Annotated in this window: 21 protein-coding genes; 10 read left to right on the top strand and 11 right to left on the bottom strand. The window is 73.6% G+C overall.

Annotated elements, in window-relative coordinates:
* Positions 1-120: 120 nt before the first annotated feature.
* From IE316_RS24395 to IE316_RS24380, 4 genes are all read right to left on the bottom strand, one after another.
* Positions 121-1,662: a hypothetical protein gene (locus IE316_RS24395; protein ID WP_229910541.1), complete on the bottom strand. Its 1,542-nt coding sequence runs from the start codon at positions 1,660-1,662 to the stop codon at positions 121-123.
* Complete coding sequence (locus tag IE316_RS24390) at positions 1,659-3,383, bottom strand: DUF3492 domain-containing protein (RefSeq protein ID WP_190206606.1); 1,725 nt, start codon at positions 3,381-3,383, stop codon at positions 1,659-1,661. Before IE316_RS24390 ends, IE316_RS24395 begins: the two co-directional genes overlap by 4 nt.
* A 214-nt stretch (positions 3,384-3,597) precedes the next feature.
* Positions 3,598-5,217, bottom strand: a complete 1,620-nt coding sequence (locus tag IE316_RS24385) for a DUF3152 domain-containing protein (RefSeq protein ID WP_190206605.1) — start codon at positions 5,215-5,217, stop codon at positions 3,598-3,600.
* An 8-nt stretch (positions 5,218-5,225) separates the two neighbouring features.
* A complete protein-coding gene (locus IE316_RS24380; RefSeq protein WP_190206604.1) occupies positions 5,226-6,242 on the bottom strand; it encodes an alpha/beta fold hydrolase in 1,017 nt (338 codons plus the stop codon).
* A gap of 208 nt (positions 6,243-6,450) precedes the next feature.
* On the opposite strand from IE316_RS24380, the gene IE316_RS24375 reads away from it, so the two are divergent.
* The 4 genes from IE316_RS24375 (at position 6,451) to IE316_RS24360 (ending at position 8,367) form a co-directional block, all read left to right on the top strand.
* The gene (locus IE316_RS24375) at positions 6,451-6,675 is read left to right on the top strand and encodes an Rv3202a family protein (protein ID WP_190206603.1); all 225 of its coding nucleotides are present in this window, start codon (positions 6,451-6,453) and stop codon (positions 6,673-6,675) included.
* Between the two features lie 196 nt (positions 6,676-6,871).
* Positions 6,872-7,516: a TetR/AcrR family transcriptional regulator gene (locus IE316_RS24370; protein ID WP_190206602.1), complete on the top strand. Its 645-nt coding sequence runs from the start codon at positions 6,872-6,874 to the stop codon at positions 7,514-7,516.
* A 150-nt stretch (positions 7,517-7,666) separates the two neighbouring features.
* Positions 7,667-7,894 (top strand): DUF3107 domain-containing protein, encoded by a 228-nt coding sequence (locus tag IE316_RS24365; protein WP_190206601.1) that lies wholly within the window; start codon positions 7,667-7,669, stop codon positions 7,892-7,894.
* A 203-nt stretch (positions 7,895-8,097) separates the two neighbouring features.
* The gene (locus IE316_RS24360) at positions 8,098-8,367 is read left to right on the top strand and encodes a hypothetical protein (RefSeq protein WP_190206600.1); all 270 of its coding nucleotides are present in this window, start codon (positions 8,098-8,100) and stop codon (positions 8,365-8,367) included.
* Between the two features lie 244 nt (positions 8,368-8,611).
* Here IE316_RS24360 and IE316_RS24355 read toward each other — a convergent pair whose 3' ends face one another.
* Positions 8,612-9,364 (bottom strand): ferritin-like domain-containing protein, encoded by a 753-nt coding sequence (locus IE316_RS24355; protein WP_190206599.1) that lies wholly within the window; start codon positions 9,362-9,364, stop codon positions 8,612-8,614.
* Between the two features lie 492 nt (positions 9,365-9,856).
* On the opposite strand from IE316_RS24355, the gene IE316_RS24350 reads away from it, so the two are divergent.
* Positions 9,857-12,349, top strand: coding sequence for a DEAD/DEAH box helicase (locus IE316_RS24350; RefSeq protein ID WP_190206598.1), 2,493 nt, complete (start codon positions 9,857-9,859; stop codon positions 12,347-12,349).
* A 157-nt stretch (positions 12,350-12,506) separates the two neighbouring features.
* A complete protein-coding gene (locus tag IE316_RS24345; RefSeq protein ID WP_190206597.1) occupies positions 12,507-13,409 on the top strand; it encodes an alpha/beta fold hydrolase in 903 nt (300 codons plus the stop codon).
* Here IE316_RS24345 and IE316_RS24340 read toward each other — a convergent pair.
* Positions 13,406-14,302 carry an NYN domain-containing protein gene (locus IE316_RS24340; protein WP_190206596.1) on the bottom strand — a complete coding sequence of 299 codons (897 nt, stop codon included), beginning with the start codon at positions 14,300-14,302 and terminating at the stop codon, positions 13,406-13,408. The genes IE316_RS24345 and IE316_RS24340 overlap by 4 nt on opposite strands.
* 245 nt (positions 14,303-14,547) lie before the next feature.
* Here IE316_RS24340 and IE316_RS24335 point away from each other — a divergent pair, with 245 nt between their 5' ends.
* Positions 14,548-14,700, top strand: a complete 153-nt coding sequence (locus tag IE316_RS24335; protein ID WP_190206595.1) for a DUF8834 family protein — start codon at positions 14,548-14,550, stop codon at positions 14,698-14,700.
* Between the two features lie 66 nt (positions 14,701-14,766).
* Here the strand turns inward: IE316_RS24335 and IE316_RS24330 are convergent, their stop codons facing one another.
* The 3 genes from IE316_RS24330 to IE316_RS24320 form a co-directional block, all read right to left on the bottom strand.
* The gene (locus IE316_RS24330; protein WP_190206594.1) at positions 14,767-15,372 is read right to left on the bottom strand and encodes a MarC family protein; all 606 of its coding nucleotides are present in this window, start codon (positions 15,370-15,372) and stop codon (positions 14,767-14,769) included.
* A 53-nt stretch (positions 15,373-15,425) separates the two neighbouring features.
* Complete coding sequence (locus IE316_RS24325) at positions 15,426-16,283, bottom strand: PHP domain-containing protein (RefSeq protein WP_190206593.1); 858 nt, start codon at positions 16,281-16,283, stop codon at positions 15,426-15,428.
* Positions 16,284-16,574: 291 nt separating this feature from the next.
* Positions 16,575-17,216 (bottom strand): DUF6758 family protein, encoded by a 642-nt coding sequence (locus IE316_RS24320; RefSeq protein ID WP_190206592.1) that lies wholly within the window; start codon positions 17,214-17,216, stop codon positions 16,575-16,577.
* A 190-nt stretch (positions 17,217-17,406) separates the two neighbouring features.
* Between IE316_RS24320 and IE316_RS24315 the strand changes: the two genes are divergently transcribed.
* Complete coding sequence (locus IE316_RS24315) at positions 17,407-18,630, top strand: MFS transporter (RefSeq protein ID WP_190206591.1); 1,224 nt, start codon at positions 17,407-17,409, stop codon at positions 18,628-18,630.
* A gap of 39 nt (positions 18,631-18,669) precedes the next feature.
* On the opposite strand, the gene IE316_RS24310 is transcribed toward IE316_RS24315, so the two are convergent.
* On the bottom strand, positions 18,670-19,254 hold the full coding sequence (locus IE316_RS24310) for a suppressor of fused domain protein (protein WP_190206590.1): 585 nt from the start codon (positions 19,252-19,254) through the stop codon (positions 18,670-18,672).
* 501 nt (positions 19,255-19,755) lie between these two features.
* On the opposite strand from IE316_RS24310, the gene IE316_RS24305 reads away from it, so the two are divergent.
* Together IE316_RS24305 and IE316_RS24300 are read left to right on the top strand one after the other, a co-directional pair.
* Complete coding sequence (locus tag IE316_RS24305) at positions 19,756-20,871, top strand: magnesium and cobalt transport protein CorA (RefSeq protein ID WP_190206589.1); 1,116 nt, start codon at positions 19,756-19,758, stop codon at positions 20,869-20,871.
* Positions 20,872-20,893: 22 nt separating this feature from the next.
* Positions 20,894-21,406, top strand: a complete 513-nt coding sequence (locus IE316_RS24300) for a hypothetical protein (RefSeq protein WP_190206588.1) — start codon at positions 20,894-20,896, stop codon at positions 21,404-21,406.
* A 46-nt stretch (positions 21,407-21,452) separates the two neighbouring features.
* Here the strand turns inward: IE316_RS24300 and IE316_RS24295 are convergent, their stop codons facing one another.
* The gene (locus IE316_RS24295) at positions 21,453-22,199 is read right to left on the bottom strand and encodes a hypothetical protein (RefSeq protein WP_190206587.1); all 747 of its coding nucleotides are present in this window, start codon (positions 22,197-22,199) and stop codon (positions 21,453-21,455) included.
* Between the last annotated feature and the right edge of the window lie 90 nt (positions 22,200-22,289).

Here is a 22,289-nt window from a genome sequence, read left to right as displayed (position 1 = left end):
TCGGGAGGTGGTCATGTGGGGTTCTCCTTCAGGGGGTGATGCGGGGTCCGCCGGCACGGGGGGGGCCGGACTCGGGGGGCAGGTGGGGGGTGTCCGCCCGGGGCGGAGGGGCGGGACCGGTCACGGTCCGGGCTCCGGTCGCGCGTGGGCGGAGGCTCTGGTGAGGCGCCGGGCCGCGTGGCCCAGCAGGGCGAGGGCTCCGGCACCGCAGGCGGCGGTGGGGACGCCGCCGGGGCCCCAGGCGGTGACGAGCGCCTCGACGGGGGTGGCCAGCGGGCCGCAGTGCGGGAGGCGGCTCGCGAAGACACAGGCCAGGGCGGTGGCCTCGGCCGCCACGGCGGCGGTGAGGACGAGTGCGGGGGCGTGGACGAAGCCGTGCGCGGCGAGCAGGCGGGCCGACAGCAGCAGGGCGCCCAGGGTGAGGACCTCCGGGTAGGCGGGCTCCTCGCCGAGGGCTGCGGCGGTCAGGGCGAGGAGGGCGGCCAGGGCACCGAGGAACAGGGCGAAGCTGCCGAACAGCAGGGGCCGTACGGAGGTGGCGAACTCTTCCAGTCCGCGGCTCGTCGCCAGTCTGCGGCGGGCGCCGGTGGTGAACAGGTGGGCGCACCAGGCCGCCGGCGCGCAGGCCGCGGTGAGCGCCAGCACGGGGGCGACGGTGACGGGCCAGGGGCCGTCGGCGGCGCCGGTGGGCGGGCCGTCGGGACCGCCGCCGAGGGCCGCGGCGAGGAGTCCGTCGCCGAGGAGGGCGTACCCGGCGAGCCAGCAGGCCCAGGGCCCGGTGTGGTCGTCGGTGCCGCCGAGCGGTCCGCGCCGCAGCGCCGCCCGCAGGGCCAGCAGGACGGCCAGCGCACCGCCGACGGCCGTGCACAGGCGGGACTGCCCCTGGGTGAGCCGCAGTCCGACGACCGTCGCCGCGCACAGCAGACCGGGGAGGAGGGACAGCGCGGCCCAGACGGCACGTGGGGGCGCGGGGCGGTCGGAGTCCGCCGAGGGCGCGCGGGTGCCCGGGGCCGCCGGTGTGTCACCGCCGCGCGGGGCACGGGCGTACATCTCCTCCGCGAGGGAGAAGACGTCCCGGTGGCGGAAGCGGGCGGCGGTCCGGTCGGTGATGCCGTGCGCCTCCAGGCCGGCCGCGATCTCCAGCGGGTCCACGGCCCGCTCGCACAGCTCGCGGTGCCGGTGCAGCAGCGCCTTCACGGGGTCCGCGCCGAGCCGGCGGACGGGCGCCGGGCGACGGGGTGCGGCGGGACGTTCCGCCACGCCGGAAGCGGCGCCGGCACCGGCGCCCGCACCCGCACCCGCACCCGCACCCGCACCCGCACCCGCACCGAGGCTCGCGTTCTGCCTGGACACCACTGTCCGAACCGCCTTCCGCCCTGCTCCGGAGACCGCGTCCGAACCCTGAGCCACATCCGGGCCCGGGGTCGGGTCCAGGCCCGGGGCCGGGTCCACGCCCGAGGCCGGGTCCACGCCCGAGGCCGGGTCCACGCCCGGGGCCGGGACCGAGCCCGGGGCCGGGACCGAGCCCGGGGCCGGGACCGAGCCCAGGTCCGAGCCCCCGTCGAGGTACGCCCGCGACCGTTCGTCCCACGCGCCGGGGCTGCTCGGGGTGCCAGGTCGGTCGATGTCGCCGAAGCCGCCGATGCCTTCGAGGTCGTTCATCGGACCGCCTCCGTGGCGGAGGTCGGCGCGGTCGCCCGGACCGGTGGGTCCACGGCCCAGTCGGGGCGGCTCCGGGGGACGAGGGGGCTCGTCGGCCCGGTCCAGCGGCCGGGGACGTGGGCCTCGGCGGGCGCGGCGAACGGGACGGGTTCGCCGGTGGCGTCGAGGAGGACGCGGCGGATCGGGGTGCGCGAGAGGATCTCCAGGTAGAGGCCGTGGAACGCCGAGACGTTCTGCTCGACGGTGAAGAGTTCGAGGGCGCGGGCGCGCGCCGCGGCGCCCAGGCGTGCACGGCGCTCGGGGTCGCGCAGCAGCGATACGCACGCCTCCGCGAGCGCCCTCGGATTGCGCGGCGGTACGACGAGCCCGGTGCCGCCGATCACCTCGACCACCGCGCCGACGTCCGTGGACACCGTCGCGCGGCCGCTGAACATGGCCTCGACCAGGCCGACCGGGAAGCCCTCGATGACGCTGGAGAGGACGACCAGGGCGCCGGAGGCGTACGCGTCGGCGGCGGTGGGCAGTTCCGGACCTCCGATCTCGTCGAAGGAGACCGGGTTGTGGCCGACGGCGTGCGGGCCGTCGGCCTCGTCGGGGAAGAGCTGCGCGGCCAGCGCCTGGCAGTGGGCGAGGTAGGCGGTGCCCTCGGGGCCGTCGGGGGCGCCGATGATCCGCAGGCGCGTCCCGGGTTGCGCCTTGCGGATCTCGGCGAAGGCGTGGAGGAGGGAGACCAGGTCCTTGGTGGGTTCGACGCGGCCGACCCACAGGAGGGTGTCCGGGTCGGCGGCGCTCTCCGGGGCCTCCCCCACCTCGGCGAACGGGGCCGCGTCCATCCCGGGGTAGACGGTGCGCAGCTTGGCGCGGTCGGCTCCGCACCGTTCCTGCCAGCGGCGGGCGTGCCCGTTGCCGGGGGTGATGACGGCGGCCCGCCGGTAGGTCTCGGCGGCGAGCCGGCCGTGGAAGGCGGCGAGCAGCGCGCGTATGGCGGGGGTGGTGCGGGGCGCGGTCAGGTAGTGCGTACGGAGGCGCACGCCGTACTCGGTGACCAGCAGGGGGACGTCGAAGAAGTGCCGGGCGAGCAGGCCGGGCAGTGCCGCCGGGCCGCCGGAGGCCGCGTGGCACAGGTCGACCGCGCCGAGGCCGGCGTCGTCGTACCAGTCGAGGGAGAGGGGGCGCAGGGCGCGTTCGAGGTGCGCGGCGACGGTGAGCAGATCGGGCACGCGCGCCTCACGTGCCGGGCGCTGGGCGCCGGGGGCGCGACAGGCACGCTCCAGGGCGCGTACGGCGGTCTCGGAGCGGAGCGCGCCGACCAGGCCGCCCTCGTCGCGGGCGAGTTCGGCGAGGCCGTAGAGGGCGTTGGCGAAACGGTCCGCCTCCATGGCCGAAGCGTTCTCCGCATCCCCGGGAGGGTCCGCCGGGCCGGTCGCCGCGGTCGCGCAGAGGGCGGCGGCGAGGTCGCCGTAGTACTCGGTGAAGCGCCGGCGCGTGCGCCGTCCGTAGCCGACGCCGTCCTCCTCGGCCGTCCACAGCGGTGCGGTGCGGACCCGGCTGACCTGCGGCGGCAGCGGGACCCAGCCCGCGTCCTCCTGGCGCTCGTCGCGGCTGAGCGCGTAGACGTCGAACTCGTGCTGGTCGAGCCCGCGTACGAGCCGGTCGCACCAGAGTCCCGCGTCACCGCTCACATACGGATAGCCACCCTCCGTAAGCAGTCCGATGCGCACGCGTGCACTCCCGATCTCCCGTGTGGGGAGCCGCCGTTGGTCCGGCGACTCACAGCGGGACGAACGTAAGCGGACAAGGTGGGGGTGTGATGGACGGTTGTCCGTCGCACCACCAAAAGGGGTGAACGGTCGTGACTTTCCGGCGCGACGTGCGTTCGGTCGCGCTAGGCGACCCCTCGCTCACACCTTGTGACGCCCGGAGTCCGGCGGCGGCTCAGTCGTTCGGGTACGGCCAGGGGTTGGCGCGGCAGCGGATGCCGTCGTACTCCAGGAACTTGGTCTGCTGCTGCATGACGGGCGCGAGATCGCCGTCCTTGTCGCAGGTCACGTGGTTGTGGCCGAGACGGTGGCCGACCTCGTGGTTGATCAGCATCTGCCGGTACGCGTAGATCTTCGCGTCACCGTACGTCTTGGCGCCGCGCGCCCACCGGTAGGCGTTGATCATGACGCGTTCGGTGGCGGCCGAGTCGCAGGACACGTTGTCGATGGTGGTGTCCAGCCCGGACTTCGCGCACCAGTCGGCGGTGGTGCCCGGACTGGCGAGCGTGATCACGAAGTCGGGGTGCCCGGAGTGGATGCGTTCGAACGTACGGGCGCCGTTGTGGGCCCAGCTCCGGTCGTCGTTGAGCGTCTCCTGCACGGCGCGTGCGAAGAGCCCGCCGTCGAGGCGGAGCCCCCGCTCCACGTCCACGCGGTAGGTGAACTTCTGCCCCTTCCCGGGCGCCTTGGCGACCCCGGGGACCGCGTCGAACTTCCCCGAGCCCTTCAGGGTGGGGCTGAGCGGGTACGTCCGGCTCATCTTCTGGGCGTACGTCAGCGGCGCCTTGGCGCCGGTCGCGCCGGGGCCGGTCTTCGCGGGCCGGCTCACGTCCGGCGCGGGGACGTGGAGGTCGCGCGCCTGGTCGGTGGCGGCACGGGACGCCGCGTCCTCCGCGCGCCCGTCGGTGACCTGTCCGGCCACGACGATCGCCAGCACGGTGGTGACGGCGGCCGCCGCGATGCCGGTGTAGGTACGGCCCTTGCCGCCCTTGTCCGCCTCGGCGGGCGCTCCCGCGCGCGACGGTGCGGGGGGCGCGTCGACGGCGGCGCGCGCCGTGCCGCGGGTGCGGACGGCGTCCTCGGCGGCGTTCCAGTCGGTGACGGTGGCGTAGGGGTCGGCGGCGGCGCTCGGGGACTTGCGGGGCGCGAAGCCGTCGCCGTCCGCCCCGAAGGCGTCGAGGTAGTCCTGCCGGGGCCCGCCCGGTACCGGGGCCTGCCGTTGCCGCTGCCGCGGAAGCGGTACGCCGGGCGCCTGCCCCGCGCCGGCCGCGCCGGCCCGCCCCCTCAACTCGCCCCAGCCGCCACCGGCTTCACGCTGCTCGGGATGGCCGCCCCGCACCTGCGGCACCCCGTGCGCGGGAGTGCCGGGCCCTCCTTCGAACGCACGCGGCACACCATGCGCAGGCGTCCCATCGGGCAACCTCGGCACACCATGCGCAGGCGTCCCATCGGGCAACCTCGGCACACCCTGCGCGGGCGTCCCGTCCGGCAACCTCGGCACACCACGCGCAGGCGTCCCGTCCGGCACCCTCGGCACACCCTGCGCAGGCGTCCCGTCCGGCAGCCGCGCGCCACGAGCGGGCGCCCCGTCCGGCAACCGCGCGCCCCCGCGCCCGCCCGGCGCCGCCCCCCTCTGCGGCGGGGTGCGTCCTGGCGTGCCCGGTGTCTGCTCGATGTCCCCCGCCCCGCGTCGCCGCTCGCGCGGTCCGGCGGTGTCCGCGGTGTCGCTGCCCTCGGCCCCCCGGGAGGTCCTGGAGACCTTCGGGGCCGGTCCGCGGCGGCTGTGGCGTCCCACGTCGCGCCTCAGCCTCCTGTGCTGTCGTCGGCGTACCTGTCGTCATCGTCGTCGGCGGCGGCACCCGCCGACTCGCCCGTGTCCGCGAGGAGTTCGCGGAACGCCGTGGCGACCGTCCCGGGATACTCCATCATGGCGACGTGCCCGGCGTCCGGCAGGGTCAGCAGCCGCGAGTCACGGAAGGCACGGGCGGCGCGCTGGGCCATGCGGTAGCCGACGAGCTTGTCCCGGCCACCATAGATGAGCAGCGTCGGTGCGAGAACCCGCTCGGCCTGGCGCCACAGCCCGTGTTGACCGCCGACCGTATAGGCGTTGACTATCCCCCGCGCGGAGCGCGCCATCGCGTCCCAGAAGTACGGCAGCCGCTGCCGTCGTTCCATCTCCTCGACCGCGTGCCGGAAGCCCTCTTCCGACACCCGCCCGGGGTCGCCGTAGGACAGGGCGAGCACGCCGCGGACGCGCTGTTCGGCCGTCCAGCCCCGGCTGAACCGGGTGAGCAGCGACACCGCCCCGGGCAGCGCCAGCAGCCCGGTCGGCACGGCGGTGCGCTGCACCCGTATCTCGGGGAGGGCGGGCGAGACGAGGGTCAGGGTGCGCACCAGGTCGGGGCGGACCGCGGCCACCCGGGTGACGACCGCGCCGCCGAGCGAGTTGCCGAACAGGTGCACGGGTCCGCGTCCCGAGGCGTCGAGGTAACGGATCACCGCACGCGCGTGTGCCGATATCGAGTAGTTGCCGTCGTCCGGCGGCGGGGAGTCGCCGAAGCCGGGCAGGTCGACGGCCTCGTTGTCGAGGACGTCGTCCAGCAGGGGCATCATCGCCGACCAGTTCTGCGAGGAGCCGCCGAGGCCGTGGACGTACAGGGCGGGCGGCAGTCCTTCGCGGGCCGGGGTTCTCGACCGCACCGTCAGGGTGATGCCCGGCAGGTGCACCGACCTCAGGCGCTCGCCCTCCGCGATCCGTACGGCCGTGGCCCGCGGCAGTACGGCGGCGGGCGGTACGGACGGCAGTTCGGTCGAAGACATGCGGCAATGTTACGAGACGATCACGCAATGGCTCACGTGTTCGGCATCACAACAGTGGGTGCTGAGCGGGTCCCTTGCGGGTACAGAGGGTCACACACGGGCCGGTCCGGACGGCATGGCGTCCGGATCGGGTGTCTCCTACTCTCGGAGAGAGGGCACCCGCGTGTGGCCCCTGCATCCAGGGACGTTCGTAGAAAGGGAGCCCAGCATGGCCATCGACCCCACCGACCCCGAGACCTTCCGGGACGAGGAGGCGCAGGAGTCGCCGGAGGTCGGCGTCGAGGCGCCCGACGCCGACGCCGCCGAGCAGCAGGCGGACATCGCGCCGGACCGCGACGACCCGCTGACCGGCGTGGACCCCGGCCGCGCCAGCGAGGCCGACCTCGCGGAGCAGGCCAGGGTGGTCACCCTCGACGAGGACGACTACCGCTGACCGGTCGGCGGAAGGCGCCGCCCGACAGGAGGAGGGGCCGATCTTTGCCCGGCGTGAACCGGCCTGAAACCTTTTGGGTGGCTTTCGCCGCCGTCCGGTCCGTGAAATTCTGCGTCCGCACCGCGCACACCACGGTTACCGAAAAGTACGATGGCGGCGCGGCGCACACCGCACGTGGACGACTTTGGGAGGCGGCGTGACAGCCATCGAGCAGACAGAGGCGGTACGCCCGCGGGGCACCCGCCTGCCGCGCCGTGCCCGACGGAACCAGCTCCTGGGCGCCGCGCAGGAAGTCTTCGTGGCCCAGGGCTACCACGCGGCCGCGATGGACGACATCGCCGAGCGCGCCGGGGTCAGCAAGCCGGTGCTCTACCAGCACTTCCCGGGCAAGCTCGACCTCTACCTCGCGCTGCTGGACCAGCACTGCGAGTCGCTGATCCAGTCGGTGCGCGGCGCGCTGGCCTCGACCACCGACAACAAGCAGCGCGTCCGCGCCACGATGGACGCCTACTTCGCGTACGTCGAGGACGACGGCGGCGCCTTCCGCCTGGTCTTCGAGTCGGACCTGACCAACGAGCCCGCGGTGCGCGAGCGCGTCGACAAGGTGACGAACGAGTGCGCCGAGGCGATCTGCGACGTCATCGCCGAGGACACCGGCCTGTCCCGCGCGGAGTCGATGCTGCTGGCCTCCGGCCTCGGCGGGCTCGCACAGGTGGTGGCCCGCTCCTGGCTGCACAGCGACCGCAGCGTGCCGCGCGACCAGGCGGTGCAGTTGCTCGCCTCGCTGGCCTGGCGGGGCATCGCCGGCTTCCCGCTGCACGGGACCGACCAGCCGCACTGAGCCGCCGGACGCGTCCGACCGGTTTGTTCCCGTCCGCTGTTCGCTCCTGGCGTGGTAGGGCGGAGCGTGTACGTCCCCTCACCGGGCTAATGTGTGCTGGGTACGGCGCGGAAGGTCGCGCACTTCACTGACCGTCGGAGGGACATAGCCGTGGAGGTCAAGATCGGCGTGCAGCACGCGCCGCGCGAGATCGTTCTGGAGAGCGGTCAGAGCGCCGATGAGGTCGAGCAGGCGGTCGCCGCCGCGCTGGCCGGCAAGGCGCAGTTGCTGAGCCTCGTGGACGAGCACGGGCGCAAGGTCCTGGTCCCGGCCGACCGCCTGGCGTACGTCGAGATCGGTGAGCCGACCCCGCGCAAGGTGGGCTTCGGCGCGCTGTAGCGGCGGCGTCGGCGGACGTCAGCGGAAACGGCAGGGCCCGGCGGTCACACACCGCCGGGCCCTGCCGTTTCCGCTCGCGGCGGCTGTGTCCGCGTACACAAAGGGCGCACAACTGCCCCACAGGGGATGATTGGATTTCGCAGGTCAGGGGTATGACGACTGCAACCGTTCGGGCAGGCCGGCCGTGTGGGAGGGACCCCGACATGCTCCTGGAAGCGCTCTTGGCCGCGATGCTCGGCCTGGCCCTCGCCTGGGCCGCCGTCCACCGCGTGCCGCACCGTCTGCCGGGCCGCGTCCTGGTCCTGCCGACGGGTGTCGCCGGGGCCCTCTTCGGGGCGTTCGTCACGCACAGCGCGCTCGGCGCCGGCAGTCTGCTGGTGGTCCTGCTGGGCTCGGCGGCCGTCTCCTCGGCCTCGCTGTCGCTCCTGCTGCGCCCCGCGGGCAGACTGCGCGGCCGATCGGCCACCGCCTGACGGGCCGCGCGCCTCGGTGCGCCTGACCGGTCGAGCGCCTCGGTCCGCCTGACGGGCCGCGCGCCTCCGTCCGACTGACCGGCCGCGCGCCTCGGTCCCACTGACCTGCCGCGCGCCTCGGTCCCACTGACCGGCCGCGCGCCTCGGTCCGACTGAACTGAAGTTCGCCCTGGACCTCCGCCCGGAGGCAGCCGTGCTCCGGCGCGCGCCCCGAAGCGACCCTCCGCCCGACCGGCGGCCCCGTTCAGGCCGCGAGGCCCAGCGCCGCCATCCGCTTGGTGTGGGCCTCGGTGATGCGGGAGAACATCCGGCCGACCTCCGCCAGGTCGAACCCGTCCGCGACCCCGCCCACCAGCATCGTCGACAGGGCGTCCCGGTCGGCGACCACCCGCTGCGACTGCGACAGGGCCTCGCCCATCAGCCGCCGCGCCCACAGCGCCAGCCGCCCGCCCACCCGCGGGTCCGCGTCGATCGCCGCCCGCACCTTCTCCACGGCGAAACCGGCGTGCCCGGTGTCGTCCAGCACGGCCAGCACCAGCTCACGGGTGTCGGTGTCGAGCCGGGCCGCGACCTCGCGGTAGAAGTCACTGGCGATGGAGTCGCCGACGTACGCCTTGACCAGCCCCTCCAGCCAGTCCGAGGGGGCCGTCTGCTTGTGGAAGCCGTCGTAGGCGGCGACGAAGGGCTCCATCGCCCCCGTCGGCTCCTCGCCGATCTCGGCGAGCCGGCCCCGCAGTCGCTCGAAGTGGTGGAACTCCGCCGACGCCATCTTCGCCAGCTCCGCCTTGTCCGCCAGCGTCGGCGCCAGCTTGGCGTCCTCCGCGAGCCGTTCGAACGCCGCCAGCTCCCCGTAGGCCAGCGCGCCGAGCAGATCCACCACCGCGGCGCGGTACTGCGGGTCGGCGGAGGCGCTCGCCCAGTCCAGGGCGGCGACCCCGGTCCGCGGGGCGGGGGCGGGGGCTTCGGCGGCGGTGCCAGGCTTGTCAGAGCTCGTCATGCAGCGCACAATAGCCCGCTCGTCGCGGGGCGGAAGGCCCTGGTCAACCAGTGTGACGACGACTACGTCACGGGATCGGCCACCGCATGTGCGCGAATCCGGGGTATGGTGGTAATGCGCCTGCCGAGTATGTGACGTACGGGTACGTGACGTCTTCGACGGGCCGCACGCATGAGGATGCCCGGTCGGTGGCCCGATCGGCTCCGACCAGACAGCCCTCCCGGCCGTCCGCCACGGTGTGGACGGCAGCCGGAGGGGGACCCTCAGCGGTTCGAGCGCTAGAGCGTCGGCAGAGGTCCCGTGTCCACGGCTGGCCCCTGAGGCAAGCCGACGTCCCCGGCACGGTCCGGCACGACCCCCGCGCTCGCCTCGCACCGCGCACACAGAAGAGGCAGCACCCTGACTACGACGTTCCGATCCCTCGGGATCCTCCCCGAGACAGCCGAAGCCCTGGAAGCCGTCGGCATCGTCAATCCGTTTCCCATCCAGGAGATGACCCTCCCCGTGGCCCTGACGGGCACGGACGTCATCGGCCAGGCCAAGACCGGCACCGGCAAGACGCTGGGCTTCGGCCTCCCGCTGCTGGAGCGCGTCACCGTCCCCGCCGACGTCGAGGCCGGCCGCGCCGCCCCCGAGGCGCTCACCGACGCCCCGCAGGCCCTCGTCGTCGTCCCCACCCGCGAGCTGTGCCAGCAGGTCACCAACGACCTGCTGACCGCCGGCAAGGTGCGCAACGTACGGGTCGTCGCGATCTACGGCGGCCGGGCGTACGAGCCCCAGGTCGAGGCCCTGAAGCAGGGCGTCGACGTGGTCGTCGGCACCCCGGGCCGGCTGCTGGACCTCGCGGGCCAGAAGAAGCTGAACCTGAAGCACATCAAGTCCCTCGTCCTCGACGAGGCCGACGAGATGCTCGACCTGGGCTTCCTGCCCGACGTCGAGAAGATCATCAACATGCTGCCGGCCAAGCGCCAGACCATGCTGTTCTCGGCCACCATGCCGGGCGCGGTGATCGGTCTCGCCCGCCGCTACATGTCGCAGCCCACCCACATCCGGGCCACCTCGCCGGACGACGAGGGCACCACGGTGGCGAACACCAAGCAGTTCGTCTACCGCGCGCACAACATGGACAAGCCCGAGATGGTCGCGCGCATACTGCAGGCCGAGGGCCGGGGCCTGGCCATGGTCTTCTGCCGTACCAAGCGCACCGCGGCCGACCTCGCCGACCAGCTCCAGCAGCGCGGGTTCGCGGCCGGCGCGGTCCACGGCGACCTCGGCCAGGGCGCCCGCGAGCAGGCGCTGCGCGCCTTCCGCAACGGCAAGGTGGACGTGCTGGTCTGCACCGACGTCGCCGCCCGCGGCATCGACGTCGAGGGCGTGACCCACGTCATCAACTACCAATCGCCGGAAGAGGAGAAGACGTACCTGCACCGCATCGGCCGCACCGGCCGCGCGGGCGCCAAGGGTACGGCGATCACGCTGGTCGACTGGGACGACATCCCGCGCTGGCAGTTGATCAACAAGGCGCTGCGGCTCGACTTCAACGACCCGCCGGAGACGTACTCCACCTCCCCTCACCTGTACGCCGAACTCGGCATCCCCGAGGGCACCAAGGGCGTGCTGCCGCGTTCCGAGCGCACCCGCGCCGGGCTGGCGGCCGAGGAGCTGGAGGACCTGGGCGAGCCCGGCGGACGCGGGGCACGCGGACGCGGTGGCCGGGGCGGCCGGGACGAGTCCCGTTCCGCCGACCGCGAGCGTCCGGCCCGTACGCCGCGCAGCCGTCGCCGTACGCGCGGCGGAGCTCCGCTGGACGCGGCGCCCGCCGAGCAGGCCACCGCTGCCGCCGCCGCTCCGGCGGCGGAGACGACCGACGCGCCGCGCACGCTGCGCCGCCGCCGTCGCACGCGCGGCGGAGCCCAGGCCCAGCCCCAGCCCCAGTCGGCGGTGACCGCGGCGCCGGTCGAGTCCCCCGCGCCGGAGGCCGCCGAGGCGGCTCTGGCCACGGCGGAGGGTACGGCCGCGGAGGCCACCGCCGAGGTCACCGAGGCGAAGCCGCGCCGCCGCCGTACGCGCAAGTCGGCGGAGCCGCAGGCCGAGGTACGGGAGACGGCACCGGTCGCGGACCAGGCCCCGACCGCCGAGGTCGTCGCGCCGGCCGAGGAGGCGCCCGTCGCCGCGCCGCGCCGCCGCACCCGCAAGGCCACGGCGGAAGCCGCCGCCGACACGGCCGAGGGCACGGCCACCGAGACGCCGGAGCCCGTGAAGCCGCGCCGCACCCGCAAGGCCACGGCCACCGCGGAAGCGACGGCCGACACCGCCGAGGGCACCGAGGCCAAGCCCAAGACCCGCCGCACCCGCAAGACCGCCGAGACCGCCGAGGCAGCCCCGGAGACGGCCACCACGGAGACCGCCGCCGATATCCCGGCGCAGGCCGCGCAGGAGCCGGAGGCCGCCACTCCGCGCCGCCGCACCCGCAAGGCGACGGCTACCGCCGAAACGGCGGCCGACACCGCCGAGGGTACGGAGGCCAAGCCCAAGACCCGCCGCACCCGCAAGACCGCCGAGACCGCCGAAACCGCCGAGGCGACCCCGGAGACGGAGACCGCCGAGGTCAAGCCGCGCCGCACCCGCAAGACCGCGGCCACCGCCGAGACGGCGGTCGACACGGCCGAGGGCACGGAGGCCAAGCCCAAGACCCGCCGGACCCGCAAGTCCGCCGAGACCGCCGCAGCGGCCCCGGAGGCGGACGCCACCGAGGCCAAGCCGCGCCGCACCCGCAAGGCGGCGGCCACCGCCGAAACGGCAGCCGACATCCCGGCGCAGGCCGCGCAGGAACCGGAGGCCGCCACTCCGCGCCGCCGCACCCGCAAGGCCACCGCCGCCACCTCGGCAGAAGCGACCGCCGAGGGCGCGGAGGCCAAGCCGAAGGCCCGCCGCACCCGCAAGACCGCGGCGGCCCCGCAGTCCACGGACACCGCGGAGAACTGACCCGGAGAGAGAGCCCCTCTCCTACGCCGTCGGCCCGGTCCCGCCCCCAGCGGAACCGGGCCGACGGCGTTCCCGCTCCCCCGGCCCCCACCCGGCGCGCACCCGGCCCCCGTCCGCCCTCCCCGCACCCCTCACCCCGGCCCGATACGCTCATCCCGTGAGCAGGAACGCCGTCTTCGTCCCGCCGCCCGGTGCGCGCGGGTATCCGTTGCGGACCGCCCGGGGCGAGTTCGCCGTCGTCGACTTCCCCGTGGCCGACGGGGTGGCGGTGCGGGGGACGGTGCTGATGCTGCCCGGCTTCACGGGCAGCAAGGAGGACTTCACGCTGCTGCACGAGCCGCTCGCGGCGCGCGGGTACCGTACCGTCGCCGTCGACGGGCGGGGCCAGTTCGAGTCCCCCGGGCCCGAGCACGACGAGTCCGCGTACGCCCAGCGGGAGCTGGCTCTGGACGTGCTCGCGCAGGCCGCCGCGCTCGGCACCCCCGTGCATCTGCTCGGGCACTCGCTCGGCGGTCAGATCGCCCGCGCCGCCGTGCTGCTGGACCCGGCCCCCTTCCGTTCCCTCACCCTGATGTCCTCGGGTCCGGCCCGGATCTCGGTCTCCCAGCAGCAGCGGGTGAGGCTGCTGCGGAACGCGCTCGCGGTGCTGACGATGGCCGAGGTGTGGGAGCGGATACGGGCCATGGGTCCCCCCGAGGAGGTCGGCGGCCCCGCCCCGGCGGCGGGCGACGAGGAGCATCTGCGGCGCCGCTGGCTGGGCACCAGGCCCGCGCAGCTCCGGGCCGGCGGACACCAGTTGTGTACCGAGCCGGACCGGGTCGCCGAACTGGCCGCCGTACCGCTGCCCGTCCATGTGCTCTCGGGTGAGCGCGACGACACCTGGCCGGTGCCGCTGCTGGACGACATGGCCGAGCGCCTCGGCGCACGCCGGACCGTCATCGCCGGCGCCGAGCACTCCCCCAACACCGACCGCCCGCTGCCGACCGCCGCCGCCCTCGCCGACTTCTGGGACGACCATCCCGGCCCGGGCGGACCGCGGGACCCGTCGGATATCCCCTAGTACTGCGTCTGTACGTACTCCCAGAACCCGTCCCGCAGCGCGCGCCGCAGGTCGGCCTGGCCGCGCAGCGAGTACTGGAGCAGCCCCTCGGCCTCGACCAGCAGGTCCTGGTCGACCGAGCCGGGCAGGTAGGGGTGGCCGGGGAGCAGTTCGGCGAGGGCCTCGCGGCCCCGGGCGCCCAGCCACTTGGCGCCGATCTGCGCGCCGACGAACCGGACGTCCTCCCGGGCCGGCCGGGCCAGGCCGGTGCCCTCGTAGGCGGCGACGGTGCGCCGGGAGACGTACGGCTTGAAGAAGTCCAGGTCGAAGGTGCGCTGGCTGTCGACCTCCCAGAGCAGCGGGTCGGCCTGGTTGCGGCCCTCGGGGGCCTCGACGCCCCAGAGGTGGACGCGGGCGCCGTACCCCTGGGCGGCCTCGACCGCCGAGACCAGGTCCTCGTCGCCGCCGAGCAGGGCCGCGTCGCTGATGGCGCGGTGCCGGGCGAGGGACTCCAGGTCGGAGCGGATGAGGGAGTCGACGCCCTTCTGCTGGTTGTTGGCGTTGAGGTTGCCCAGCCGGACCTTCACGTCGGGCAGTTCGGCGATGGTCTGCTGTTCGGCGGTGTGGATGCGGCGCCGGGCGCCGTCGTACCAGTAGACGCGGAGCAGTCTGCTGTCCGCGAAGATGGTGCGGGCCTTGTCGATGAGCGCCTCGATGAGCCCTTCGGCGTCCAGGTCGAAGGCGCGCCGGTCCTCGGTGCCCGCGACCAGCCGCCCCGCCGCCGCGTACAGGTATCCCGCGTCCACGAAGATCGCGTGGGTGGAGGGCGTCTTCGCCACCTCGGCGAGCATGCGCTGGAGCAGCTCGTTGGTGCGGTCGATACGGGCGTGCAGGGACGCGAGGTCGTCGTTCATTGTCTCCATTGTCCCGGTGGTCACGCTGCGAACACAACTGGTCCCGGTCGGTCTTGACCGGACACACAGAAAACGGCGCGGACTGTACTTACCGGTCAGTAGTTAGGCGTTCGAAAAATTTCTTTAGCGTAGGGAATGTTCGTAACACAGTCCCGGTTGACTACGTACGTGCGCCCAGGGCACCGATGATCCGGGCGCGCACCAGTAGTTCTCCTCAGGAGGATGACCAGATCAAGGGAGAGGCCATGCGCTTTGAAATCATGCGACTCGACGATGTCGACGGCACGCCCGTGGACACCACCGTCGTGGACGCCGCCTCTGTGAACCGCATCGTTCAGCAGGCCGCCGCCATCGGGCAGCGCCTGTGGATCCGCCCGGCCGGGACCTCGGCCTCGTAGCGCGGACCGTCCGCACCCGCACCGGGACCCCCGCACGCAGCACGGCGTGCGGGGGTTTTCCGTAGGTCAGGCGCCCTGGATCACCTGGGTGATCCCGTTGATGATCTGCTGCACGGCGATCGCGGAGAGCATCATGCCCGCGAGCCGCGTCACCAGCACCACACCGCCGTCCTTGATGACGCGGATGATCAGCAGCGAGTACCGCATCACCAGCCAGAGCACCACGTGGATGGCGAGGATCGCCGACCAGACCGACACCTGGGTGGTGACGCTGTGCGCCTTCTGCACGGCGAGGATGACCGAGACGATCGCGCCGGGCCCGGCGAGCAGCGGCATGCCCAGCGGTACGAGAGCGACGTTGACGTCCTTGGTCTGCTTGGGCTCGTCGGTCTTGCCGGTGAGCAGGTCCAGGGCGATCAGCAGGAGCAGCAGGCCGCCCGCGATCATCAGGGCGGGCACGGAGACGTGCAGGTAGTTCAGGATCTGGTGCCCGAGGAGCCCGAACACGGTGATCACTCCGCCGGCCACGCAGACGGCCTGGAAGGCCATGCGCTTCTGCACCGCGCCGGGCCGGCCGGCGGTCAGGGCGAGGAAGATCGGGGTGATCCCGGGGGGATCCATGATGACGAAAAGGGTCAGGAAGAGGGAGCCGAAGACGGCGACGTCGAACATGGGTGAGCTACTGGCCTTGCGGTGGTACGGGTGTGAGGGTGCGGGGGCGGGTCTCAGGCCCCGCCGGCTCCCGGCACCGGGAACGCGCCGAACGCCCGGCGCGTGATCTCCCCGTACACCTCGGGGTCGGTCGTGTACTCGCCCAGGACGCAGGTCTTGCGGCTGCCGTGGTAGTCGCTGGACCCGGTGACCAGCAGCCCCAGTTCCTTGGCGAGGCCGCGCAGCCGGGCCCGGGTGTCGGGGTCGTGGTCCATGTGGTCGACCTCGATGCCGTCCAGTCCGGCGGCGGCCATCTCGGCGATCCGCGACTCCGGGACCGTACGCCCGCGCTTGGCGGCGGCCGGGTGGGCGAAGACGGCGACGCCGCCCGCGCCCTTGATCATCCGGATGGCGTCGAACGGGTCGGTCTCGTGCTTCTCCACGAAGGCCCGGCCGCCGTCGGCCAGCCACTCCTGGGTGAAGGCGTCGCCCACGGTGGGGACGACGCCGAGTTCGACGAGGGCCGAGGCGACGTGCGGGCGCCCGACCGATCCGTCGCCGGCGATCCGGGCCACCTGCTCCCAGGTGACCGGCACGCCCAGTTCGTTGAGCTTGGCGACCATGCCCCGGGCGCGCGGCACCCGGTCGTCCCGGACCAGCTCGCGCTCGGCGAGCAGCGCGGGCTCCTCGGGGTCGAAGAGGTAGGCCAGCATGTGCATGCTGACGCCGTCGATCCGGCAGGACAGTTCGGCGCCGGTGACCAGCGTCAGCCCCTCGGGCAGCGCGGCGATCGCTTCGGCGTGCCCCCGGGTGGTGTCGTGGTCGGTCAGCGCGACCACGTCCAGCCCGGCCGCGGCGGCGTTGCGCACCAGCTCGGCCGGGGTGTCCGTCCCGTCGGACGCGGTGGAGTGGCAGTGCAGGTCGATGCGCACGGCAGACTCCAGGGGACGACGGGAGGAACGGGACGCTCAAGGATAACCGGACAACCACACCGGCCAACCGTCCAGCGGGACCCAGGGGTCTCGGGGGGCCCAGGAGGCGTCACAGGAACCTCAAGGCACCCGGGAAGTGGCGGAGACCCTAGGACCCTCCGCACGGAGGGACCCCAGGGCCCTCGGGAAGCGGCGGAGAACCCTAGGACCCTCGGCAAGCGGCGGAGAACCCTATGACCCTCGGCAAGCGGCGGAGGGACCCCAGGGCCCCCCGGGAAGTGCCGTAGCGACTCAAGGCTCCAGCAGTCTCGGCGACAGCGCCCCGCACGGCACCAGTTCCACCTCGGCCCCGGCGTCCCGCAGATCCGTCAGCACCAGTTCGTCGTACATCAGCAGCCCCGACTGCTCGGGCCAGACGACGGCCCACAGCCACATGCCGAGCGCCTCGCCCGCGAAGACGGCCCGGTCGGGCGGGGCGCCGGAGACATGCCAGAGCGGGGTGGGACGGCCGGCGGCGAGGACCTTGGCCTGGGGCGGCTTCTCGACGTCGATGTAGGGGCCGGGGTCGGGGGCGTCGATGCCGGCGTAACGGGCGCCGAGGCCGACGCCGAGTTCCTCGGCGACCAGGATCAGCTCGCCCACGCCGCCGACGGGACCGGGGCCGGAACAGGCCACCGCCGTCGCGCGTCCGCCGGTGCGGTCGTCGCCCGCGCAGGCCACGCCCGTGAAGAGCCAGCCGACCGGCAGCGGCCACGGCATCCACACCGGCACCTGGGTGCGGTGCACCACGACGTCCAGGGCTTCGACACTGGGCGGTATCACGGGCTGGACCGGATGCACACCGCCGTGCAGGTCGCAGTGCCAGGAATCGGCGAAGAGACCGGGAGCCCTGACCCGGCCACCACACTTCGGGCAACTGGGTTCGCCCCTCATAGGGCCCCACGGTCCTACCCCGGCTCCGTCACGTCAAGGACGATCACCCATCCGGAGGCCGCCCCGACCGGCCACCGGCCGGCCGTCGCCCGGCCAGAACTAGGTGTGTGTTGCATTAATTAGCCGATCTAACTTATCGTGTGTATACAGCAACCATCTCCCTGTCGGAATCGTCCGGATTGGAGCCAGCATGGACCCCTTCGACGCCGGGGCGGGCAGCATCCTGCGGCAGCCCAAGGCGGTGTGGGCGACGGCCGGCGCGTCCGTCGTCGCCTTCATGGGCATCGGACTCGTCGACCCGATCCTGCCGTCCATCGCCAAGGGCCTGGACGCCACCGCCAGCCAGGTCTCCCTCCTGTTCACCTCCTACTTCCTGATCACCGCCGTCGCGATGCTGGTCACCGGGTTCGTCTCCAGCCGGATCGGCGGCCGCAAGACCCTGCTGCTCGGCCTCGCCTTCGTCGTGGTCTTCGCGGGCCTGGCGGGCACCTCCGACACGGTCGGCCAGCTCGTCGGCTACCGGGCCGGCTGGGGCCTGGGCAACGCGCTGTTCGTCTCCACCGCGCTCGCCGTCATCGTCGGCGCGGCGGCGGGCGGCAGCGCCGCCGCGATCCTGCTGTACGAGTCCGCCCTCGGCCTCGGCATGGCCTGCGGCCCGCTGCTGGGCGCGCTGCTCGGCGACGCCAGTTGGCGCTACCCCTTCTTCGGCACCGCGTTCCTGATGGCCGTCGGCTTCCTGTGCATCACGGCGTTCCTCAAGGAGCAGCCCCGGCCCGCCCGGAAGACCTCGCTGCTCGACCCGCTCAAGGCGCTCGGCCACGGCGGGCTGGCCTCGGCCGCGGTCTCGGCGTTCTTCTACAACTACACGTTCTTCACCGTGCTGGCCTTCACGCCGTTCGTGCTGGACATGACCCCGTACCGGTCGGGTGCCGTGTTCTTCGCCTGGGGTGTGCTGCTCGCCGTGTTCTCGGTGATCGTGGCCCCGAGGATGCAGGCGCGGTTCGGCTCGCTGAAGGTGCTGGGCGGCTCGCTGGTGCTGCTCGCGGCGGACGTGCTCGTCCTCGGCTACGGCAACCACACCGCGGCCGTCGTCTGCACGATCCTGTCCGGTGCCTTCATCGGCGTGAACAACACCGTCTACACCGAGCTGGCCCTCGGCGTCTCCGACGCCCCGCGCCCGGTGGCGAGCGCCGGATACAACTTCGTACGCTGGTTCGCCGCCGCGGCGGCCCCGTACTTCGCGCCGAAGATCGAGGAGTGGACCGACATCCACATCCCGTTCGTGGTCGCGGCGGTCACCGCGGTGCTGGGCGCGCTGGTGGTCCTGGTCCGGCGGCGGGCGCTCACCCACGAAGCGGAGCAACTGGAGCCGCGGCACGCGACCGAGGACGGCGTCACGGCCTTCGCCGACTGAGCCGATCGGCCCGCCCCGCCCGGCATCCGGCGCCCCGCGTCACTCCAGCGGTACCGACCGCCGGGCGGGGTCGCGCAGGTCCGTGCCGCGGCTCAGCCAACGCTCCTGGAGGGCCGCCGCGCCGTGCACGCGCTTCCAGGCGGCCTCGTTGGGCGTCATCGGCAGCAGCGGCAGGAACCGCACCGGGTCCAGGGGCGCGTCCAGCTCCAGGTCCTCGACCAGGCCGCCCGGCTCGGCCACCAGCACCGAGGTGAACGGGGCGCCCGGCCACAGCGGCTCGCCGACGTCCAGCGAGGCACCGGGCGCCACGACCACGCCCTCGACCTGCGGGGAGGCGGCGAGCACGGCGAGCGGGCGGAGCACCTTGCCGGTGTCGGCGCGCCCCGCGCGGACCGTCAGGACCAGCTCGGCGCGGGGCCCGCGGACCGGATCGGCGAGCACCGCGGTGGGGTCGGCCATGGGGTGGGCGGACATGCCGAGGGTGGCGTACCGGACGAGTTCCCCCTCGGTGAAGCGGAGCACCTCGATGCGGTCCGTGCCCAGGAAGGTGACCGCCGCGCGCGCGTCCGGCTCGCCCAGCGCGCCGCGCAACCGGGCCTCGACCAGAGGAAGAACATCAGCCATGCGGCGAGCATAGAACTCGTCGGGAAGCGGCAAAGCGGCGCCTTGACACACGGAGCGGCTGGTACTCTGAGCCGGTGGTTCGAGGCAGCACGCAGAAGCGTCGCGATCAAGCCTCGACGCTGTGAAGAACACTCCCCTACGGGGAACCCCGCTAAACAGGGGGAATCAACCGTCCCTCACGAGGGACCGGCCGGAGGAGGTGGGGCTGGCATGGACCGAAGTCGACCGTGCAGTACCACCCGCTCTTCCGGCCGCTGACGCGCCGCACCGCGTTCCCCGGTTCTCCCCGGTTTTTCCCCGGTAGCGGCCTCAGGTCAGTCGCGCGCTGTCCCGCGGAAGAGCACTTCGTCTCGTAGTGAACCAGCAGCGAAGCCCGCCACCGCGACGGTGGGGTGCTCCCCGCTTTGTGGACGCGCCGAACAGCGTGGTCTGGACGTCCTCATTCCGGGTGGTTCCACCCGTCGCCGGCGCCGTTCGCTGCCCGTAGCGAAGGAGCCTGCCTTGTCGATGATCCGTGACCTGCGCGCCGCGGTCCGCCCGTCCCGCGTCTCCCTGCGCAAGGACACCGGCGCCTACGACACCACCCGCGACCCGTCGACGGCCTCCGCCGTCGTCGACTGCGCCGTCTACCGCGACGGCCGGCGCCTGCCCACCGAGGCGCCGCTCGGCCCGCACGAGGCGATGCGCCTGGTGCGCCGCGACGGCGGGTTCGTCTGGATCGGCCTGCACGAGCCGACCGAGGACGAATTCGCCGGGATCGCCCGGGAGTTCGGGCTCCACCCGCTGGCCGTGGAGGACGCCGTCCAGGCCCACCAGCGGCCCAAGCTGGAGCGGTACGACGACTCCCTGTTCACCGTCTTCAAGACCATCCACTACCTCGACCACGACCGGCTCACCGCCAACAGCGAGGTGGTGGAGACCGGCGAGGTCATGTGCTTCACCGGCCGGGACTTCTTCATCACCGTCCGGCACGGCGGCCAGGGCTCCCTGCGCGCCCTGCGCCACCGCCTCCAGGACGACCCCGAACTGCTGCTCAAGGGCCCCTCGGCGGTGCTGCACGCCATCGCCGACCACGTCGTCGACGGGTACATCGCGGTCGCCGACGCCGTGCAGGACGACATCGACGAGGTCGAGACCGAGGTGTTCTCGCCCGGCCGCAAGGGCAGCCCGCGCGGCACCGACGCCGGGCGGATCTACCAACTCAAGCGCGAGGTCCTGGAGTTCAAGCGGGCGGTGTCGCCGCTGCTGCGGCCCATGCAGTTGCTCAGCGAGCGGCCGATGCGGCTGATCGACCCCGACATCCAGAAGTACTTCCGGGACGTCGCCGACCACCTCGCCCGGGTCCAGGAGCAGGTCATCGGCTTCGACGAACTGCTGAACTCCATCCTCCAGGCCAACCTCGCCCAGGCGTCCGTCGCGCAGAACGAGGACATGCGGAAGATCACCTCCTGGGCGGCGATCATCGCCGTACCGACGATGGTGTGCGGGGTGTACGGCATGAACTTCGATCACATGCCCGAACTGCACTGGCGGTTCGGCTATCCGATGGTCCTCGGCGTCACCGTCGCCATCTGCCTCGGCATCCACCGCGCGCTCAAGCGCAACGGCTGGCTGTGAACCCTCTCGTTAGGCTGGGCCCATGACAAGCGAGCTGCTCCAGCGGGCCCTGATCGAGGAGGCCACCAAGAAGTCCGGCCTCGTCTGGGTCAGGGGCCCCGGCGTCCCGGCCCGCGCGCTGTGGCACGTCTGGCACGAGGGCGCGGCCTGCCTGCTCGGCGACGGCCCCGGCGAACAGCCGCTGCCGGGGCTGGCCGACGGCGGCACCGCCGAGGTCACCGTGCGCAGCAAGGACAAGGGCGGCCGGCTGGTCACCTGGTCGGCGCGGGTGGTGGAGCTGGCGTCCGGCTCCGAGGCGTGGCGGGCGGCGGTCGCGGAGCTGAAGGGCAAGCGGCTCAACGCCCCCGACGGCGAGGCGGCGGTGGAGCGCTGGGCGCGCGAGTGCCGGGTACTGCGGCTGGAGCCGACCGGCGCCACCGCGCCGCTGCCCGACGACGCGCGGGCCGAGCCCCCGCTGCCCACCCCGGCGACCACCCGCACCCCGGTCCCGGCGGGCCTGCCCAAGCTGCTCCTCAAACGCCGCAAACGCCGCTAGCCGACGCCTTGCCCGGCCGGCCGGGGGCCTAGGACGCCCAGGACGCCTAGGACGTCGGCAACTCCCGGCCGTAGTCCAGGGTCTCGTCCTGGGGCGGTTCCGCCAGGGGGAAGTCCTTGTTCCACTCGGAGAAGCGCAGCGTGCCCGCGCTGCCCGCGCGAACCAGGCGCAGCGGGTACGGCGTGCCCTCCAGGGAGACGTCCAGCGAGCCGCCCGAGCCCTGGCCGCCGCTGATCCGGACGGTGCGCACGCCCGCCTGCTCGTGCCGCCCGTCCGTCTCCACCGTGCCGTGCAGCGTCAGCAGCCCGTCGAGGAGGACGTCCTTGTCCGTGAACCCGCTGAACTTCTGGTACGAGGGGTCGCCCTGCGGCACCTTCACGTACTTGCCGGCCAGCTTCTCCGCCGCGGCGGCGTCCGCGTCCCCGCCGTCATGGCTCCAGAAGCCGGCGTCGGCCTTGAGGAAGAGCTGCTCGCCGATCCGCAGCAGCCGGAACGTCGCCCCCTTGGAGGTGACCGACCCGGTGCCGCCGTCGGACTTCAGCCGCATGTCGAGCGTGTACGTGCTGCCGCGGGTCGACACCGTGCCGTGCAGCCGGACCGCGTCGGCGGCGTCGGCGGCGGCCCGCGTCTTCGCCTGGATCCGCTCGGCGGACAGCTTGCCGACCCCGTTGGTGCCCGCGTCCGGGTCCTCGCCGCCGCCGCATCCCGTCAGGCCCGCTCCCGTCACGGCCAGCACGCACGCCACGCCCGCCAGAGCGGCCCGGGGGGTTCGGCGCCGGGAAGTCGCAGTCACAGGTGGGGCTGCCTTTCTGACGGGAGTCCGATGCGGCGTACGGCAGCGTACCGGGGCCGTGCGGAGCGGTCGGAGCGGGTCCGTCCGCAC

It is taken from the genome of Streptomyces fumanus (assembly GCF_014655295.1).
GTDB classification, from domain to species: Bacteria; Actinomycetota; Actinomycetes; order Streptomycetales; family Streptomycetaceae; genus Streptomyces; species Streptomyces fumanus.
This window is presented reverse-complemented; position numbering and strand designations above follow the sequence as displayed.